We start from the raw sequence: 18,017 nt of genomic DNA, 5'->3' as shown, positions 1-18,017 counted from the left end.
ATCAATGCTGGAGACGTTGGGCCGGGTCAGCGGACCATGGAACCGACCACCGGCTTCGTGAGCAGGGCGGACTGGTTGCGCTGGATACCCGGGTCGAGGGTCTTGGCCACGAAGATCGCGTGCCAGATGCAGAAGATCAGCACCGTCCACACCTTGCGGGAGTGGTCGGCCTCCTCCCGCTTGTGCTCGTCGAGCAGGCGCAGCGCGTACGACAGATCCAGCAGGTCACCCGCGCCCGAGGTGCTCAGCACGTGCCGGGCCCACTCGTACATCTCGCCACGCAGCCAGACCCGGGTGGGGGTCGGGAAGCCCAACTTCTTGCGGTTGACGATGGCTGGCGGCACGACACCCTGCAACGCCTGACGCATCGCGTACTTGGTGGCGTCGGAGCGCGGCGGCAGCTTCAGGTCCACCGGGATCTTCGCCGCGACGTCGAACACCTCACGGTCGAGGAACGGCACCCGCACCTCCAGCGAGTGCGACATCGAGATCCGGTCGGCCTTGACCAGGATGTCGCCGCGCAGCCAGGTGTAGAGGTCGACGTACTGCATCTTGGTGACGTCGTCCAGCTCGGTGCACTCGGCGTAGATCGGGGCGGTGACGTCCGTGTAGCGCACCGAGGGGTCGTAGCGGCGCATCAGGTGCTGCTTCTCCTCCTCGGTGAACATCCGGGCGTTGCCGTAGTAACGCTCCTCGATCGGGGTGGTGCCGCGCTCCAGGAAGCTCTTGCCCTTGACCCCCTGCGGAATCGCCTTGGAGACCGCGCGCAGCCCTTTCTGCACACCGCCGGGCAGACCGTTGACGCTGCCGAGCGACAGCGGCTCCCGGTAGATCGTGTAACCGCCGAAGAACTCGTCCGCGCCCTCACCGGAGAGCACCACCGTGACGTGCTCGGCGGCCTTCTTCGCCACGAAGTAGAGCGGCACCAGCGCCGGGTCGGCCACCGGGTCGTCAAGGTGCCAGACGATCTTCGGCAGCGCGTCGATCATGTCCTGCGGACCGATCTTGGTGGGGATCGTGGTGACGTCGAGGTGCCGGGCCGACTCCTGGGCGACGTCGATCTCCGAGTAACCCGGCACGTCGTAGCCGACGGTGAAGGTCAGGATGTTCGGGTTGAACTCCCGCGCCAGCGCCACCACCGCTGTGGAGTCGATGCCACTGGACAGGAACGAGCCGACCGGCACGTCGGAGCGCATGTGCATGCGCACGCTCTCGCGCAGCGTCTCGCGGATCTCGTGGTAGAGCCTCTGCTCGTCGTCGACCGGCGCCGGCCGGAACACCGGCCGGTACCACCGGCGTACGTCGATCCGGCCGCCCGGGGTCCAGTTCAGGTACTCCCCGGAGCCGATCCGGCTGATGCCCTTGTGCAGGGTGCCGGGCTCGGGGACGTACTGCAGGGTCAGGTAGTGGCTCAGGTTCGCCGTGTCGACGCCCGCGTCGCCCTGGTAGTTGCTGTGCGCGAACGGCAGCAGCGCCTTCTTCTCCGAGGCCAGGTAGAGGCCGTCGGCGGTCTCCAGGTAGTGCATCGGCTTGATGCCGAAGTAGTCGCGGGCACCGAACGCCCGCCGTTCCTGCCGGTCCCAGATGACGAAGGCGAACATGCCCCGCAGCCGGGTGAGCACCTGCTCACCCCAGAAGTGGTAGCCCGCGACGATCACCTCGCCGTCACCGGCGGTGGCGAACTGGGCACCGAAGTTTCTGATCAACTCCTCGCGCAGCTCGATGTAGTTGTAGATCTCGCCGTTGAAGGTCAGCAGGTAACGGCCGTTCGCGTAGGGCAGTGGCTCGTGGCTCGACGCGACGTCGATGATGGCCAGCCGCTTGTGGGCGAACACGCCGTCCGCGTACCGGCCGGAGGCGTCGCCGACCACCTCGACCCCTGTCTCGTCGGGGCCGCGGTGGTGCAGGCATTCCAACGCTCCGGCGATGTGGTCGCGATGCGCTGCGGCGTTGCCGTTCGCGCTGAAGAAGGCCAGAAGTCCGCACATGGTGGCCATCTTTCCACGCGCGCTGTCGGCCCTTGCAGCCGTCCGTCGATCCACCCGACTCCGAGGGGGCGTCACCGCCAACCGGACGCGCGGTACCGTCGGGACCAGCAACGAAGCGGAGGGAGCGGCGCAATGACCGAGGGACAGACCGACGGTACGCCGACGGACGGTACGGAATCGCACGATCCGGACTTCCCGGAGGCGTTCCTGTCCTTCATGCGGCAGGGTTGGAGCGACACCGCGCTTCCCGTGACGCCCCGCCCGGAGACGCCCAACTACGCCAAGCGGCGGGCGGCCCTCTCGGCGGCGTTCCCCGGCGAGACGCTGGTGATCCCCACCGGCACCGAGAAGGTCCGGGCCAACGACACCGACTACCCGTTCCGGCCGGGCAGCGACTTCGCCTACCTGACCGGCGACCACGACGCCGACAGCGTCCTGGTGCTACGCCCGAACGGCTCGGGGCACGACGCGACGCTGTACATGCGGCCCCGGTCCTCCCGGGAGACCGACGAATTCTTCCGCAGCCGCAACGGCGAGCTGTGGGTGGGCCGGCGGCACACCCTCGGCGAGAAGTCGACCGAGGTGGGCCTGCCGACCGCCGACCTGACCGGCCTGGAGGCGACGCTCGCCGACCTGGCTCCGGGGCGTACCCGGGTGTTGCGCGGTTTCGACGCCCAGGTGGACGCGGCCGTCCGCCCCTACGACGGGCCCCGCACCGAGGGCCAGCCGGCCCGGGACCGCGAGCTGGCCATCGCCATCTCGGAGATGAAGCTGGTCAAGGACGAGTGGGAGATCGGCCAACTCCAGGACGCGATCGACGCCACCGTACGCGGCTTCGAGGACGTCGCCCGGATCCTGCCGGACGACCGGGCGGTCTCCGAGCGGCTGCTGGAGGGCGTCTTCGCGCTGCGGGCCCGTCACGACGGCAACGACGTCGGGTACAGCTCGATCGTCGGTGCCGGCGAGCACGCCACGATCCTGCACTGGGTCCACAACCACGGCGCCACCCGACCGGGTGACCTGCTGCTGATGGACATGGGCGTCGAGGGCCGCAACCTCTACACCGCCGACGTCACACGGGTGCTCCCGGTGAACGGTCGGTTCACCGCGCTGCAACGCCAGGTCTACGACATCGTGTACGCCTCGCAGCAGGCCGGCATCGAGGCCATCCGCCCCGGCGTGAAGTTCAAGGACGTTCACCTGACCTGCATGCGGGTCCTCGCCGAGGGCCTGTCCGACCTGGGCCTGCTGCCGGTGAGCGTGGACGAGGCGATGGACGAGAAGTCGACCGTCTACCGGCGGTGGACGCTGCACGGCTTCGGCCACATGCTCGGCATCGACGTGCACGACTGCTCCAACGCCCGCAAGGAGACGTACCGCGACGGCGCGCTGGGCGAGGGCTACGTGCTCACCGTCGAGCCCGGTCTGTACTTCCAGCCGGAGGACGAGCTGGTCCCCGCCGAGCTGCGGGGTGTGGGCATCCGGATCGAGGACGACGTGCTGGTCACCGCGACCGGCGCGGTCAACCTGTCGGCCGGGCTGCCCCGCACCTCCGACGAGGTGGAGACCTGGCTGGCCGAGCAGCGCGAAGCCGGCCCCCGCCTGCCCAGCTGACCCGCCTACCCGCCTGACCCGCGCGACCAGGCTGACCCGCAAGACCCGCCCGCTCGGCTGACCCGCGCGACCAGGCTGACCCGCAAGACCCGCCCGCTCGGCTGACCCGCTAGACCAGCTGACCCGCTAGACCAGGCTGACCCGCCAGTGTCCCCGCCCCGGGGGCGCTGGCGGGTCACGCTCCGCCCCTGGCCCGCCCACCCCTCGCTGAGGGCCGGCGGCCGGGGGCTTTTTGCCGTGATCAACTCGGTTTCCGGGAAGTCGCGCTGTCCCGGTCGCTCGATGCCGCGTTTTTAGCGAAGACGAGTGGATCACGCCCGGAGGGCGGGCACCGTTCGGTATCCGTACACCTGACGGCCGGGGACGGCGCATCGGCGGCGACGCTTGCACGACGACCGCCCCGATCGGACGAGACGACGGTGCCCGCGACCGGGCGGCGCTGGGCCGGGCAGCCGTACTCGGGGAGGGGCGAGAGGACGGTCCCTCGACTCGACTCGACTCGACTCGACTCGGCGCGGCGCGGCGCGACTCGGCGCGGCGCGGCGCGACTCGGCGCGGCGCGGCGCGACTCGGCGCGGCGCGGCGCGACTCGGCGCGGCGCGACTCGGCGCGGCGCGGCGCGGGCCGATTGTCGTGCGTCGTCCGCCGGTGTTTGTGCTGCTCGGGTCCTTTCCGCCGGCCCGGACCGGTTGGCCGCCCTCACCTGACCTGTGCCAAATGCGTGGTTATCTCGGATACGTCCGCCATCGCGAAGATGGTTCTCATACGGTGAGGATCAGAGGCTACAACCCATTTGTAGCTGGTCGTGGCGCCTCGGGCGGTGCGATCCCGTCTGGTAGCAGGAAAGGGCGGAAGGCTCTGATGTCCAACGACGTAACGAGTACCGACGGCGGGGCCTCGACAGCTCCGCCAACACGGCGAAGGCGGGCCCTCTGGGTCGCCGGCGTAGCCGGACTGACCGGCGTGGTCGGCCTGGCGGCCCTCGGCGGCGTCGCCGCTCGGGACGACAAGCCCAAGTCCGACCAGGTGTCGGACGCGCAGCCATCGACCAACCGAGAGAACGTCAGCGACGACGGCGGCGCGGACAAGGGCGGCGCCAAGGACGACGGCGGTCAGGACGACGAGTGGGGCGGCGACGACTGGAGCGGCTTCGACGACCAGTCCGGCAAGGATGGCAAGGACCGCGAGGACGGCAAGCACGACGAGAAGGACCGCACCAGGCAGGTCCCGTGCGACTCCGACAAGCTGATCCAGGCGATCACGTTCGCCAACAACGATGACGGCGGCGTGCTGGAGCTGGCCAAGGGCTGCACCTACACCCTGACTCGCAACCAGGACGGCAATGGCCTCCCGGTGATCACCGAGCGCATCACCCTCAAGGGTGAGCACACCACCATCGGCCGCGAAGCCACTGCCGACTACTTCCGCATCCTCAACGTCGGGGCTGGCGGGCAGCTCACTCTCAAGGGCCTGAGCATCAGGGGTGGCCAGACCCTTCAGTACCCGATAGCCGCCGACCCGGCGACGGTCTGGGCGCCGTACTCGGCCCAGGTCCGCTCGACCACTGCCACGCCACCGGCAGCGGCGGCGCCCGCCGCGAAGCCGGCGACCGCTGCCGCGCCCGGCGCCAAGCCAGCGGCGGCAACGGCAACGGCAACGAAGCCGGCAGCAACCGCCGCCAAGCCGGCCGCGAAGGCAGCGCCTGCCAAGGCCATCGCCCAGGCAGCGCCTGCCAAGGCCACCGCAAAGGCAGCCGCCAAGCCGGCCGCGACAGCAGCGCCAGCCAAGCCCGCAGCGGCAGCAACCAAGGCCGCCCCGGCCAAGCCGGTAGCCGCGGTGGCGAAGCCGGCGGGTGCCGGTACGGCGGTCGTGCCGCTGGTTGAGCAGCCTGGGTTCACCGACGGTGCCGGGGTGCTGGTGCAGCCCGGTGGTCGCGCAGAGATCCTGGACAGCGAGTTGCTCTACAACCAGTCCGGCGGCAACGGCGGCGGGTTGGCCAACTTCGGCAGCACCAGGCTCAGCAAGACGACGGTTGCGCACAACACCGCGTTCTTCTTCGGCGGCGGCGTCTTCAACGCGGGCGTACTCCAGATCGACGAGTCGAAGATCAAGGACAACACCGGGATCGTCGGCGGCGGCGGCATCTCCAACGGCGCAGCCGACATCTTCACCGAAGACGTCGACGGCGGATCGGTCTGGGTCTACAAGAGCGAGGTCTCCGACAACGAGACGCTCGGCTTCGGCGGCGGCGTCCTGGATGTCGGGGGCACCACGACGTTGCACGAGACGACGGTCAGTGACAACACGGCGGGGCTCGACGGTGGTGGCGTCGCGGTGGCCGACAGCCAGCTCACCCTCAAGGACGCCACTGTGGTCAAGAACAGCGCCGCTCGCTCGGGTGGCGGTGTGGCCGCCTTCGACAGCGTGGCGACCATCGAGAACAGCCGGATCAACGACAACACTGCGGGCTCTTCCGGCGCCGGCCTCTTCAACGAGGAGAGCGTCACCACGCTGCGCGACAGCGAGGTGTCGGGCAACCGGGCCGTCGGTCCGTTCGCCCGCGGCGGCGGCATCCTCAACACCGAGGGCGGCGAGGTCACGCTCCACCGGACGAAGGTGGCGTACAACTTCTCCACCCTCGAGCCGGGGGGCATCTTCAACAGCCTCGGCGGCACGGTGAGGCTGGACGACGAGTCCGCCGTCACCGCCAACCGCCCGACCAACTGCTTCAACGTTTTGGACTGCTTCGCCTGATCGGGTGGGGCCGAACCACATAGAGGGCGCGCCCCTTCGAGCCGTGACCGGCTCGGAGGGGCGTACCCATTTGGGCAGGTCAGGCGCGTGCAGGCCGGCTTGGGCGGCCGTGTGCCGGTCCGGGCCCCGGTGGGGGCAACATGAACCGAATGTGGGCTTCTCTCGGATAAGCCCGCGAGGCGAGGAACCTTCTCATACGGTGGTTTTGGGAGCTACAACCGATTTGTAGCAGGGGACGCCCGTCTGACGGCGGCGACCCTGTCTGGTACGAGGAGAGGGCAGAGAGCTCCGATGTCCAACTACCTAACGAACAACGAAGCCTCCGGGCGGGCGACGGCCAAGAGCCGCCGCAAGCTCTGGCTCGCCAGTGGCGTGGCCGGTTTGACGGGCGTGATCAGTCTCGCGGCGGTGGGCGTCGCGGGCAGCGCCGGAGCGGTCGGCTTGAACTGGAACACCGCGCAGGTCAGCAAGGACGGCGACCAGCGGGGTGACGAGGCGCGCGACTGGAACAAGGACGAGGACCGGAACAAGGACAAGGACCGCGACAAGGACCACGAGCGCGGGAAGGAGGTGCCCTGCGACACCGACAAGCTGATTCAGGCGATCGTGTTCGCCAACAACAAGCACGGCGGTGTGCTGGAGCTGGCCAAGGGCTGCACCTACAACCTGAGCCGCAACGACTACCAGGGCAACGGCCTGCCGGTGATCACCGAGCGGATCACGCTCAAGGGCGAGCACACCACGATCTCCCGGGAAGCCACCGCGGACTACTTCCGCATCCTGAACGTCGGCGCGGGCGGTCACCTCACCATCAAGGGCCTGACCATCAAGGGTGGACAGACCCTCGAACTGTTCAACAGCGTCGAGCCGGCGGCCGTATGGGCGTCGTACTCGGACTCCGAGGCGATCGCGGCTCAGGTCAAGGCGGGCGTTCCGCTGAACCAGGCGCTCACCGCCCGGCAGGCCAACCCGAAGGCGGGCCTGACGGCCGCTCCGAAGGTCACGGCCAAGGCCGCGCCGGCTGCCAAGGCGGGCGTCGTCACGCCGCTCGTCGAGTACCCGGAGTCCACCGACGGCGCCGGCATCCTGGTGCAGCCGGGCGGCACCGCAGAGATCCTGGAGTCCGAGGTCGTCCTGAACCAGTCGGGCGGCAACGGTGGTGGTGTGGCCAACTTCGGCACCACCAAGATCTGGCACAGCACCGTCACCCGTAACACCGCCTTCTTCTTCGGTGGCGGTGTCTTCAACGCCGGCCTGCTCAAGGTCGAGGAGTCGAAGATCACCGACAACACGGCCATCATCGGTGGTGGCGGTATCTCCAACGGCGCCGCTCGGATCTTCGCCGACGACGTCGACGGCGGAACGGTCGAGCTCAAGAAGGCCGAGATCAACGACAACGAGACGCTGGGCTTCGGCGGTGGCTACCTCGACATCGAGGGCAACACCACGGCGTACGGGACCAAGTTCGTCTCGAACACCGCGGTCCTCGCCGGCGGCGGCCTGGCCGCGGCGGACAGCCAGCTCAACCTGCACGAGGTCTCGGTGGAGCGGAACAGCACCGCCGGTGTCGGTGGCGGTGTGGCCATCGCCTTCGACAGCGCTGTCACGTTCGAGAAGAGCAGCATCAAGGACAACACCGCCGGCTTCTTCGGCGGCGGGCTCTTCAACGCCTTCAGCGTCACGACGCTGCGCGACAGCGAGGTTGCCGGTAACCGGGCCATCGGCCCGATCGGGGTCGGCGGCGGCATCTTCAACATCTTCGGCGAGGTCAACCTGTCGAAGACGAAGGTCTCGCACAACTTCTCCACCTTCGCCCCGGGCGGTGTCTTCAGCTTCTTCGGAGACGTGAACGTGGACGACAAGTCCGCCATCACCGCGAACCGTCCGACCAACTGCCTGGCCATTCCGGGCGGCACCATCGAGAACTGCTTCGCCTGATCACCTCAGGGTGAGCACAGCGTAGCGCCAGCACAACGGGCCGGCCCCCTTCCGCGAGACGCGGAAGGGGGCCGGTTCACGTCACTTCTGGACGAAGACCGCCACGCTGCGCGCCGGTACGGTGAAGGTGCCGGCCGCCCGGTCGAACGAGGCGGTACGCAGCACCGGGTCGGCCGAGTCGACAAGCACCGGGTGCAGTGCCACGTCCGCTCCGCGCAGTCCGGTCACCGTCTGGTCGACCGTCGACGGGGTGCTGTTGAAGACGACGGTCAGCGACTTCCACGGCCCGCCCAGCCCCTTGGCGTCCAGGGTCATGGTCAGCACACCCGGCGTCTCCTGCGCGCCGGACAGCGGGAACGCCACCCGTCGCTGTACCTGCTCGGCGGTGGCCAGCCCGAACACCGGCGACGACGCCCGGACGCGCAGCAACTCGGCGTACCGGGCATCGGTGGTGTTGATCGCCGCGCAGTCCGGCACCAGCGCCGGGTCGGCCAGCAGCGGCTTCGCGTACGGCCACTTGTCCTCGTTGTCGGGTGCGGGCGGCAGACCGGCGCCGAACCCGTTGCCCTCTTCGCAACCCCAGCGGATCTGGTTGAACCAGTCACCGGAGTTGTACGAGTTGCGGTCCAGCGACTTCGACCGCAACCGTTCGGTGCCTGCGGTGACGAACCCGGTGCCCTGTCCCAGCACCACAGTGCCCAACGCCAGCACCTGCATCCGGGAACGGTCGGTCGCCGAGGTGGCCTGCGGCAGTTTGTACGCCAACGCGTCGTACAGGATCTCGTTGTCGTGCGCGTCGGCGTAGGTGACGGCCTCCCCGGGCGCGGCGGTGTAGCCGGCCGGGGAGCCGTTGTAGTCGACCTGCGCCCCGGTGACCTCGTGCCCGGCGCTGTCGGTGAACCGGTAGTCGCGCAGGTTGCCGGTGAGCCCCACCTTGATCAGGTCGTGGGCGCGCAGCAGCCGGGCCTTCTGCTCGGCCGGCGACCCGTTGACCGGGTCGCCGTTCGGGTCGGTGTAGAGCCCGGAGGCGAAACCCTGCACCCTCGGGTTCTCGTCGAACGGTCCGCCGCCGCGCACCGCGTCGCGCAGCCGGTCGTTGAAGGTGCCGATGCCGGTGCCGGCCATGTTGGTCTGGGTGGCCTGGACGAAACGGGCGTCGTTGGCGACCTCGCCGAAGTTCCAGCCCTCGCCGTAGAGCATGATCGCCTTGCCGTCCACGCCGTCGCGGGCGACGGTCAACCGGTCCAGGGCCGCCCGGACGGCCAGGATGTTCGCCTTCGGGTGGTGGCCCATCAGGTCGAAGCGGAAGCCGTCCACCTTGTACTGCCGTGCCCAGGTGACCAGCGAGTCAACCACCAGCTTGCCCATCATGGCGTGCTCGGGAGCGGTGTTGGCGCAGCAGGTGGAGTTGGCCACCGCGCCGTCCTCCAGCAGCCGGTGGTAGTAGCCGGGCACGATCTGGTCGAGCACCGACTTCGCGTCCGTGCCGGCCGCCGACGTGTGGTTGTAGACCACGTCCATGACCACCCGCAGCCCGGCGTCGTTCACCCCGGCGACCATCCGCCGGAACTCGGTGGTCCGCGCCGCGCCGACCGGGTCGACGGCGTAGCCGCCCTCGGGCACTGTGTAGTGCAGCGGGTCGTACCCCCAGTTGTAGCCGTCGGTCTCGGCGACCGCCGCCACGCACTTCTGCTGCTCGGCCGAGTCCGGCGGCAGCGCCGCCAGGTCGCAGGCCGGCTGCCGCTGGTCGGCCCGCTTCTCGGGGATCGTCGCGAAGTCGAACGCCGGCAGCAGGTGGAGGTAGTTGACCCCGGCGTCGCCGAGCGCCCGCAGGTGGGTCATGCCGGCGGTTCCCGGGTCGATGAACGCGAGGAAGGTCCCCCGCCGCTGGGCCGGCACGGTGGCGTCGGCGATGGAGAAGTCCCGCACTGACAACTCGGTGATCTGCGCCTTCGCGGCCGGCACCGGTGCCGGTTTGCGCAGCGTGCGCCACCCGGGGGGTGCCAGCGCCGGGTCGTTCAGGTCGACGAGCTGGCTGTGCGTGGAGTCGGCCGCGAGGGCCACCGAATACGGGTCGGTCACCGACGCGGTGACCATCCGCTGCGCCGCCGGCTGCCACGCCCGTACCTCGTACCGGTAGAACTTGCCGGTCCAGGTGTGGTCGCCTCGCACCGACCAGACGCCGGTACGGTCGTCGCGGCGCATCGGCACCGACTTCGGTGCGGCGGTGGGCGAGTCGAACAGGTGCAGGCGCACGCTGTGGGCGGTCGGTGCCCAGAGCGCGAGGCTCGGCGTCCGCCCCGCGAAGGTGGGCCCGAGCGTGGCGTCGGTCGCGCGGGAGTACACGTCGTCGAGCACGCCGGGGATCTGCACGCCGGTCGCGGCGAGCAGCGCACCCTCGGCGTCGCGCTCGGTGACCAGCAGCTGCCCCCGCAGCGCCGCCGGGACCTTGGCCAGGTCCGCCCGGTCCAGGGCGAAGCTACGGTACGACCACAGGTGCGGGAAACTGTCGCGTTGGGCCTCGGTGAGCCCGTTGCGCTGCGCCCGCAGCGGCATCGTGGTGTACGTGCCGGTCAACTCGCCGTCGACCACGCTGACCCCGCCGGTGGGGCCGGTGACCAGCGCGTACGTCCTGCCGTCGGTCGGCGGTGTCCGCCACGCCACAGTGGACCTGTCGATCCAGTGCGCCTCCTGCTTGCCGATGTCGGTGTCTCCGCTGGCGGTGGTGGCCGTCGACGGCAGCAGGCGCCCGGGCGTGGCGGCGAGCAGCCACACCTCCCGGCCGGCGCTGGCGAAGTCGAGCCGCTGGTCGTCGGGCAGGTCCTTGGTGTCGCCGTTGTGGATGATGTAGTTCAGACCGGTGGCACCGGTCGCCAGTGGCACCCGGAACACCGCCCCGAACGCGTCGACGGTGCTCGGCCGCAGCGGGGCGGACCACTCGGTCGGGTTGGCCGCGCCGTCCCACAGGTGCAGGCCCCAGCCGTCGTAGTTGCCGTCGGCCCGCCGATAGTGGAGCACGGCGGTGCCCTCCTCGACCGGCGGCTCCGGTTCTCCGGCGGCCGCCTGCCTGCTCGGGTAGATCGCCGGGTCGCCCTGCTTGAGCCAGATCTCGCCGGTCTGGGTGACGTCGATGCTGCGGTCCTGGGCGACGTCCTTCGTACCAGCCTTGTCGACAACCAGGAAGTTCACCGACGTCGCGCCCGGCTTGAGTTTCACCCAGGCGAACCGGCCGTAGGAGTCCTCACCCGCGAACGGCTGCCCCTTCGGCCACTCGGTGACGTACGCCGGGTCGATGTCCCCCCAGGCGTACAGCCCCCAGTCGTCGTACCCTCCGGCGGGGCGCTGGTAGTGCACCACCGCCCACTCCCGGGAGCTGCCCTGCGGCGGGGTTCCCACGACGGCGGTGGACCGGGCGGTGGCGGTACGGCCCCGGCCGTCGCGGACCACCGCCTTGTACTCGACCCGGGTGCCGCCGGCCAGTCCGGTCAGGTCATGCTGCACCGTGTACGGGGCGTGGTCGGCGCTGCCCAGCAGTGTCCACCGGCCGCCGGCAACCCGCGCCGCGACGGTGACGGTGGCCAGCGGGTCGCCGGTCACCCGGGCGGTGACCGCTGCCCTGGTGGCGACCGCCGAGTCCGGAACCGGGCTGGTGATGGTGATGGTCGGCTTGTCGGCCGCCGGTGCGATGGGCTTTCCGGCCCGGTACACCGCCGCCGACAACGGCGGCACGGTGAGGGTCAACTCACCGTCACCGTTGGCCCGCGTCGAATGGGCCGCGGGCGCTCCGGCGCAGCATGAGCCGCCGGCCTGGTCGTCGCCCGAGCCGCCGTAGATGCCGGTGAAGGTGGTGCCGGCCGACCAGGTGTCCACCGTGACAGTCTGCGCGGTGTCGGCGTTGTTCACGGCCACCACGTACTCGGTGCGGTCGGACGGGAGGATCCGGGAGGCGGCGAAGACGCCCGGCCCGTCAGCCGCGTACCGGGTGACCTGCACGCCGTCGCGCAACGCCGGGTGGGCCTGGCGCAGCCGGCCCAGGTCGGCAATGGTCCGGTACAGCGGGTGGGTCGGGTCGAACTGGTCGCTGGCGTGCGTACGGTCGGTGCCGAGCAGGTCGTCGTCGAGGTAGTCGGCAACCTTCGACGCGAACATGTCCTGCCGGGCGTCCTTGTCCCCGCCGGGGCCGGTGAAGCCCTGTTCGTCGCCGGAGTAGACCACCGGCTGGCCCCGGGTCAGGAACATCAACTGGTGCGCGAGCTGGTCACGACGCAGGTGACTGGCCGGGTCGCTGCCACCACCGGCGATGAACGATCCGATCCGGCCCATGTCGTGGTTGCCGAGGAAGGTGGTCAACCGACCCGCGTCGGTGTCCCGGGCCGCGTAGAGGTCGTCGCGGGCGTACACGTCGGCGAGCGCCTTCGCGGAGCCGGCGCCGGCGGTGAAGCCCTTCGCGGCCTCCTGGAAGGCGAAGTCGAGGGTGGCCGGCAGGCCACCCTGGCGGACGTAGCTGGAGCTGATCTCCGGGTCGGCGCTGTACACCTCGCCGAACATGAAGAAGTCCTTCTTGCCGGCCTTCTCCGCGGCCCGCTCGATGCCCTGGCTGAACTGCGGCCAGAAGTCCATGTTGACGTGCTTCACGGTGTCCAACCGGAAGCCGTCGACGCCGGTCTCGCCGATCCAGTCCCCGTACGCCTTGGTCAAACCCCGCACCACCTCGGGACGCTCGGTCCACAGGTCGTCGAGGCCGAAGAAGTCGCCGTACTCGCTGTTCTCGCCCGCGAAGGTGGAGTCACCCCGGTTGTGGTACATGGTCGCGTCGTTCAGCCAGGCCGGGACCTTGACGCTCGCGTCCTTCGAGTCGGCGAATGTCGGCGTGTACGGGAAGGACTCCCTGTCGACCGGCGGGAACGCCCGGGAGCCGTCGGCGTAGTTGCGGTCCTCGAACGCCCGGCCCTGCGCGTCGGTGTACGGCGAGGTCGCCTTGTCCACGTACGCGTACCTGTCCTCGGCGTACTTGATCACGTCGGCGGTGTGGTTGACGATCACGTCCAGGTAGATCTTGAGGCCGCGCTGGTGGGCGAGCTTGACCAGCCGCTTCATCTCTTCCATCGTGCCGAAGTGCGGGTCCACCTGGGTGAAGTCGGTGATCCAGTAACCGTGGTAGCCGGCCGAGATGTCGTTGCCGGCACCCTGTACCGGCCGGTTCTTGAAGATCGGGGCGAGCCAGATGGCAGTGGTGCCCATCCCCTGGATGTAGTCCAACTTGTCGATGACGCCCTTGAGGTCACCGCCGTGGTAGAAGCCCTTGTCGGTCGGGTCGAGGCCGGTCCGCAACCGGTCGCCGGTGAGGCCGCCCCGGTCGTTGCCGGGGTCTCCGTTGGCGAACCGGTCCGGCAGGACGAAGTAGAACTGCTCGGCTCGGGCAGAGTTGCCGCCGGCCTTCAGCAGCGCCTCGGCGGTGGGTTCGGTGCGCCACTGGGTCGCGCCGCCGATCGCGGTTGAGGCGTCGGCGGACGGCCGGGGGCTCGCGGCGGCGGGTTGCACGGCGACCGGAGCGCCGACGAGCGTGACGGTGAGCAGGGAGGCAAGGGCCAGCAGAGCGGTGCGCGGTATCGGCGGGGGTTTCATCGACGCCTTCCTCTGGTCGCTGATTGGCCGCACGCTAACCCTTGCCGAAACATTCTGCAATACCTTGCAAACATGGTCGCAACACAGCACGTCCTTGCGGAAGCGCCGGTCAGAGCCCGTTGCAGCGCGTCCCGTCGACAGTGCACTCCCGTGGTGTGGTGGGGGCCCGCTCCAGGTGGAACCGCAACGACACCGAACCGCCCGGCGACACGTCGACCCCGCTGACGTACGTGAAGCCGTCGTCGAACTGGCGGATCGTCCCCTGTGGGACGCCCTCCACCCAGGAGGTCACCAGCCGTCCACCGGCGAACTCCAACCGCACCGTCCAACCACGGCTGCGGGTGGACGTGTTGACCATCGCCACCTCGCCGATGAATCCCCCGTCGAAGCTCTGCACCACCCGGTACCGCCCGATCATCGCCGGCTGCCCTGGCGCGGCCCGGCTCGGCGACAGCGTCGCCGCCGGCTTCCCGGTCGGACCGGCCGTCGGTTCGGCCGATGGTGACGCGGACCCGGCCGCGGCGCTCGGCGGCAGCCCGTTCGCACGGCCGGATATCCCCGGCAGCACCGGTGCCGGAGACGGCACCGAGGTGGGCACGCTCGGTGCCACCACCGCCGACGGCACCGGCAGCGCCGGCGGTTGAGCGCCGTCCGGCGCGGGGCTACGTCCCCGGTACGCGCCCAAAGCCACGATGAGCAGGACCACCATCACGACGACACCGGCGCCGACCACGATCCAGGGTGACGTGGCGATCGCCACCGGACCGTGTGGTGGGCGCGGAACACGGCGCATGCCGGACATGTACCTCCTTCAGCGGACCGTCCGCGCAGCGTAGCGATCGGCGGCCCGGCCCGGAAAGCCTTGGTGGCGCAGCGGCGCAGCGGTGCGGCGGTGCGGCGGTGCGGCGGTGCGGCGGTGCGGCGGTGCGGCGGTGCGGCGGTGCGGCGGTGGCTCAGCCGATCCGGCAGTCGACCCCGTTGACTGTGCACTTGACCGGTCGCTGCGCCGAGTCACCCCAGCCGACGCGCAGCCGCAGCGTCCGAGAGTCGCCCGCGTCCAGCGAACGGGTGCCGCGCAGGACGAACTCCCCGTGCCCGCGCCCCTGCACCGAGACGCCCGAGTCATCACCCACCCGCAGAGCCCAGGTGTCGTCGTCGAAGAGCAGTTCCACCTGCCAGTCCGCCGACCGACTCGACTCGTTGGCGATCGACAGGACCGCCGAATCCCCGTCCCGGCCGTTCGAACCGACCTCGTACCGGGCGCTTACCGCTTCTTGCGCCGGCGGCGCGACCAGGACGCTCGTCCGGCCCGGGGTGGGCGAGCCGGTGACGGTGGCCCGCGGTGACGGCGTCCGGCTACTTCGCGACGGTCGCGGCGACACCGAGCGCCGCTCCACGGCGGCCGGAGTCGGCCCACCGGTGGCCGACGGGGCGGCCGGCGTGGTCGGCAGGAACGCCGGAGGCGCGGCCTGCGGAGGCGCGTCCCGCTCCCTGGTCCGGAACGACAACAGCGCGATCACCAGGAGCACCACCAGCGCGCACACACCGAGGAGCACCACGATCCACGGCACCGACGCCAACACCCGCGCCGCCCGCGAAGCTGCCGCACCGTCCGGCCGCACCGCCATCAGGTCTCCCCTCGTCCCCCACCGACGCGACAGCGTAGCCAGCGCCGCACGGACCCGAAACCGGGTGGGTACGGATCGGGCCAACCGGCCCCCGTCGGTCAGCCCGTCCGGACGACAGTGCAGATCAGAGGGCCGTCATCCGAGATGCGCAGCAGGTAGCGGTACCGCTCCCCTGGCACCGCCTGCCCCCGGCAGTCCAGGAACTCCCACTCCACCGCCACCATCGTCAACAGCGCGGACACCGGCTGCACGTCCTCGATCCGGGCGTGGGCAGCGACCAACTCCCGGGCCTGGTAGTCGGGTGCGGCGCCCACGAAGGACAGCGCCACCGCCGCCGCTGACGTGAACGAGAAACTGTAGGTGTCAGCCACCACCAGCCCCGGCAGGGCGTAGCAGCCGGCGATGGCCGGCAGGTCGCCTGAGGTCAACGCCACGCCGTACCGGTCGAAGAAGTCGGCCAACGTGTCAAGATCCGTGGAGGCGTTCACGGCCACAGCAATTGCCGGTCACCGGCCAGCTCAAACCTCAGCGCGGCGGCACCTGAACCTCGATCTCGGAACCCAACCGGGCGTCGCCGGCCAGACCAAGGTCGTCCCCGCTCCAGAACCGCCCCGGGTCGTACCAGTTCGGACGTCGACCCGCCGGCAGCAACCCCATTGCCTCATAGGTCACCGCCACCACCTCGGCGCAGTACGCCGTCTCCAGCGCCCGGTCCCGCTCCCCCGCCGACCGGGCCGAGCTGACCGGGCCGGAAGGGTTGGCGCGGTCGGTCGGGTTGGGGCGGTCAGCACGCTCGGTCGGGTCAGCACGGGCGGTCGGGTTGGGGCGCTCGGTCGGGTCGGGGTGAGGTGTCGGCTGGCCGAGGCGTGCCAACGCCGACAGGCCACCGAGGTGCGGCAACGCGGGAAGCCGGCCGGGACGCGGCAGCGCCGGCACCCGACCCCGCACCCAGCGCCACGCCAACTGGGCGGTCGACGGGAACGGCGTGCCGTCCAGCCGCGCGATCGTCCGCAGCACCGCCCGCTCCATCTCCGCGTCGGCCGGCGGGTCGAGCTGCCGCAACCAGGCCCGTTGGCCGTACCGGTTGGCCCAGACGCCCACCGCGTCCCGCAGGTCGTGCAGCTGGACGCCACGTTGGTGGCTGCCCGACCACAGGTCCGGCAACGATTTGCCCAACTCCGCGTGCCACATCAGCGGCGGCATGTCGTCCAGCACCACCGCCATCCCGACGTGATTCACCGGGCTGTTGGTGGTGAACTGGATCGCCCGGTCCGGCACGCTGCGGCCCCGGAACACCCACACGTCACCGGTGCGGGTCAACTCGACGGCCTCATCCAGGCTGATGCTCATGAGGGTCTAGCCTAGGCCGATGCGGCAACGAATGCGGTGGTGGAAGGTTCTCGGGCTGGCCGGGCTCGCGGGTGTCGCGGCCTCCGGCGTGGTCATCGCGCGGGCCGAACGGCGTCGGCGCGCGTACACCCCGGAGGAGATCCGGCAGCGGCTGCTGGAGCGGCATGCCCAGGCCAGCGACGCCGCGAAACCCGGTGACCCGACCTGACCCACCGTCCTCTGTAGATTGTCGTTGGGGCAGCCCGGCAGGTCGATGATCGATACGATGTGGCCATGACGACGCCCGTCGCACAACGGCCCTTCGTCCTGTCCATCCCGGCCGCGCCTGTCGAACGACACGGCAACGTCGACCTGCACCTGCCCACCCACACCGGTCGCGCGCCGGCCGTCGTGGTGGTGCACGGCGCTCCGCTGCCACCCGACGCGCCCGACCCTCGCGACTGGTTGCTCTACCGCGGCTACGGCGCGCTGCTCGCCGCGAGCGGCGTGGTCACCGCGCTGGTCAGCTACCAGGTGTCCGACCTGTCCGCGCTGCCCGCCGCGGCCGACGACATCGCCGCCATGGTCGAGCAGGTCCGCGCCGATCCGCGGGTCGACCCCGAGCGGGTGGTGCTGTGGTTCTTCTCCGGCGGCGGCCTCTTCGCGGCCGACTGGCTGCGCGTCCCGCCGGCCTGGCTGCGCGGGATCGCACTGACGTACCCGCTGCTCGTTCCGTTCCCCGGCTGGGAGGTCGACGCCCGGTTCCTGCCGGTCGAGGCACTCAGCTCGGGCACCGACGTGCCACTGGTGCTGACCCGCGCCGGTCAGGACATCCCGCCGGTCCTGGCCGGCATCGACGCGTTCCTCCCCGCGGCGACCGCCCAGGGCTGGCCGATGCAGGTGATCGAGGTGCCGGACGGGCAGCACTCCTTCGACATCCTCAACCACGGCCCGCAATCCGAGGCAGCCGTCCTGGCCGCCCGCGACGCCGTCCTGGAACTGCTCGACGCAACCTGACCACCTCCACCCGGTACCGATGCAGGGCGGCATGATCGACTCGGGTTCCGTGATGTCGGGGGGTCTCCGGCTTCGGGACACCGCGTTTTCAGGGAACCCGAGTGGATCATGCGGTTTCGGCCGT

General features: G+C 70.4%; 11 protein-coding genes. 5 read left to right on the top strand and 6 right to left on the bottom strand.

The annotated features are described in order from the left end of the window. Positions 1-26 precede the first annotated feature (26 nt). The gene (asnB, locus tag ABZU43_RS29550) at positions 27-1,988 is read right to left on the bottom strand and encodes an asparagine synthase (glutamine-hydrolyzing) (RefSeq protein WP_355009680.1); all 1,962 of its coding nucleotides are present in this window, start codon (positions 1,986-1,988) and stop codon (positions 27-29) included. Between the two features lie 132 nt (positions 1,989-2,120). Here asnB and ABZU43_RS29545 point away from each other — a divergent pair, with 132 nt between their 5' ends. The 3 genes from ABZU43_RS29545 to ABZU43_RS29535 all read left to right on the top strand — a co-directional run bounded on the left by ABZU43_RS29545 (position 2,121) and on the right by ABZU43_RS29535 (position 8,294). After that, the gene (locus ABZU43_RS29545) at positions 2,121-3,602 is read left to right on the top strand and encodes an aminopeptidase P family protein (RefSeq protein ID WP_355009679.1); all 1,482 of its coding nucleotides are present in this window, start codon (positions 2,121-2,123) and stop codon (positions 3,600-3,602) included. Between the two features lie 861 nt (positions 3,603-4,463). Further along, positions 4,464-6,356, top strand: a complete 1,893-nt coding sequence (locus tag ABZU43_RS29540) for a hypothetical protein (RefSeq protein WP_355009678.1) — start codon at positions 4,464-4,466, stop codon at positions 6,354-6,356. Between the two features lie 291 nt (positions 6,357-6,647). Beyond that, the gene (locus ABZU43_RS29535; RefSeq protein WP_355009677.1) at positions 6,648-8,294 is read left to right on the top strand and encodes a hypothetical protein; all 1,647 of its coding nucleotides are present in this window, start codon (positions 6,648-6,650) and stop codon (positions 8,292-8,294) included. 81 nt (positions 8,295-8,375) lie between these two features. Here ABZU43_RS29535 and pulA read toward each other — a convergent pair whose 3' ends face one another. From pulA to ABZU43_RS29510, 5 genes are all read right to left on the bottom strand, one after another. Then, entirely contained in the window at positions 8,376-13,919 is a 5,544-nt protein-coding gene (gene pulA, locus ABZU43_RS29530; RefSeq protein WP_355009676.1) for a pullulanase-type alpha-1,6-glucosidase, read from the bottom strand. Between the two features lie 109 nt (positions 13,920-14,028). Further along, positions 14,029-14,721, bottom strand: a complete 693-nt coding sequence (locus ABZU43_RS29525; RefSeq protein ID WP_355009675.1) for a cellulose binding domain-containing protein — start codon at positions 14,719-14,721, stop codon at positions 14,029-14,031. A gap of 151 nt (positions 14,722-14,872) precedes the next feature. Beyond that, positions 14,873-15,547, bottom strand: a complete 675-nt coding sequence (locus tag ABZU43_RS29520) for a hypothetical protein (protein WP_355009674.1) — start codon at positions 15,545-15,547, stop codon at positions 14,873-14,875. 98 nt (positions 15,548-15,645) lie between these two features. Continuing rightward, on the bottom strand, positions 15,646-16,035 hold the full coding sequence (locus ABZU43_RS29515) for a hypothetical protein (protein ID WP_355009673.1): 390 nt from the start codon (positions 16,033-16,035) through the stop codon (positions 15,646-15,648). Between the two features lie 37 nt (positions 16,036-16,072). Next, positions 16,073-16,897, bottom strand: coding sequence for a hypothetical protein (locus ABZU43_RS29510; protein ID WP_355009672.1), 825 nt, complete (start codon positions 16,895-16,897; stop codon positions 16,073-16,075). Positions 16,898-16,916: 19 nt separating this feature from the next. Between ABZU43_RS29510 and ABZU43_RS29505 the strand changes: the two genes are divergently transcribed. Together ABZU43_RS29505 and ABZU43_RS29500 are read left to right on the top strand one after the other, a co-directional pair. Then, positions 16,917-17,105, top strand: a complete 189-nt coding sequence (locus ABZU43_RS29505) for a hypothetical protein (RefSeq protein WP_238671532.1) — start codon at positions 16,917-16,919, stop codon at positions 17,103-17,105. 65 nt (positions 17,106-17,170) lie between these two features. After that, positions 17,171-17,893, top strand: a complete 723-nt coding sequence (locus ABZU43_RS29500; RefSeq protein WP_355009671.1) for a hypothetical protein — start codon at positions 17,171-17,173, stop codon at positions 17,891-17,893. Positions 17,894-18,017: the final 124 nt, after the last annotated feature.

It is taken from the genome of Micromonospora sp. NPDC005205, from assembly GCF_040608275.1.
GTDB lineage: Bacteria > Actinomycetota > Actinomycetes > Mycobacteriales > Micromonosporaceae > Micromonospora.
The sequence above is the reverse complement of the archived record's forward strand: the minus strand, read 5'-3'. Positions and strand labels throughout refer to the sequence as shown.

What these genes read in the sequence shown, in the direction of transcription:
- ABZU43_RS29525 (WP_355009675.1), bottom strand. Translation starts at nt 14,721, where the DNA reads ATGTCCGGCATGCGCCGTGTTCCGCGCCCACCACACGGTCCGGTGGCG.
- ABZU43_RS29545 (WP_355009679.1), top strand. Translation starts at nt 2,121, where the DNA reads ATGACCGAGGGACAGACCGACGGTACGCCGACGGACGGTACGGAATCG.
- ABZU43_RS29535 (WP_355009677.1), top strand. Translation starts at nt 6,648, where the DNA reads ATGTCCAACTACCTAACGAACAACGAAGCCTCCGGGCGGGCGACGGCC.
- ABZU43_RS29540 (WP_355009678.1), top strand. Translation starts at nt 4,464, where the DNA reads ATGTCCAACGACGTAACGAGTACCGACGGCGGGGCCTCGACAGCTCCG.
- ABZU43_RS29505 (WP_238671532.1), top strand. Translation starts at nt 16,917, where the DNA reads ATGCGGCAACGAATGCGGTGGTGGAAGGTTCTCGGGCTGGCCGGGCTC.
- ABZU43_RS29500 (WP_355009671.1), top strand. Translation starts at nt 17,171, where the DNA reads ATGACGACGCCCGTCGCACAACGGCCCTTCGTCCTGTCCATCCCGGCC.
- asnB (WP_355009680.1), bottom strand. Translation starts at nt 1,988, where the DNA reads ATGTGCGGACTTCTGGCCTTCTTCAGCGCGAACGGCAACGCCGCAGCG.
- ABZU43_RS29520 (WP_355009674.1), bottom strand. Translation starts at nt 15,547, where the DNA reads ATGGCGGTGCGGCCGGACGGTGCGGCAGCTTCGCGGGCGGCGCGGGTG.
- pulA (WP_355009676.1), bottom strand. Translation starts at nt 13,919, where the DNA reads ATGAAACCCCCGCCGATACCGCGCACCGCTCTGCTGGCCCTTGCCTCC.
- ABZU43_RS29510 (WP_355009672.1), bottom strand. Translation starts at nt 16,897, where the DNA reads ATGAGCATCAGCCTGGATGAGGCCGTCGAGTTGACCCGCACCGGTGAC.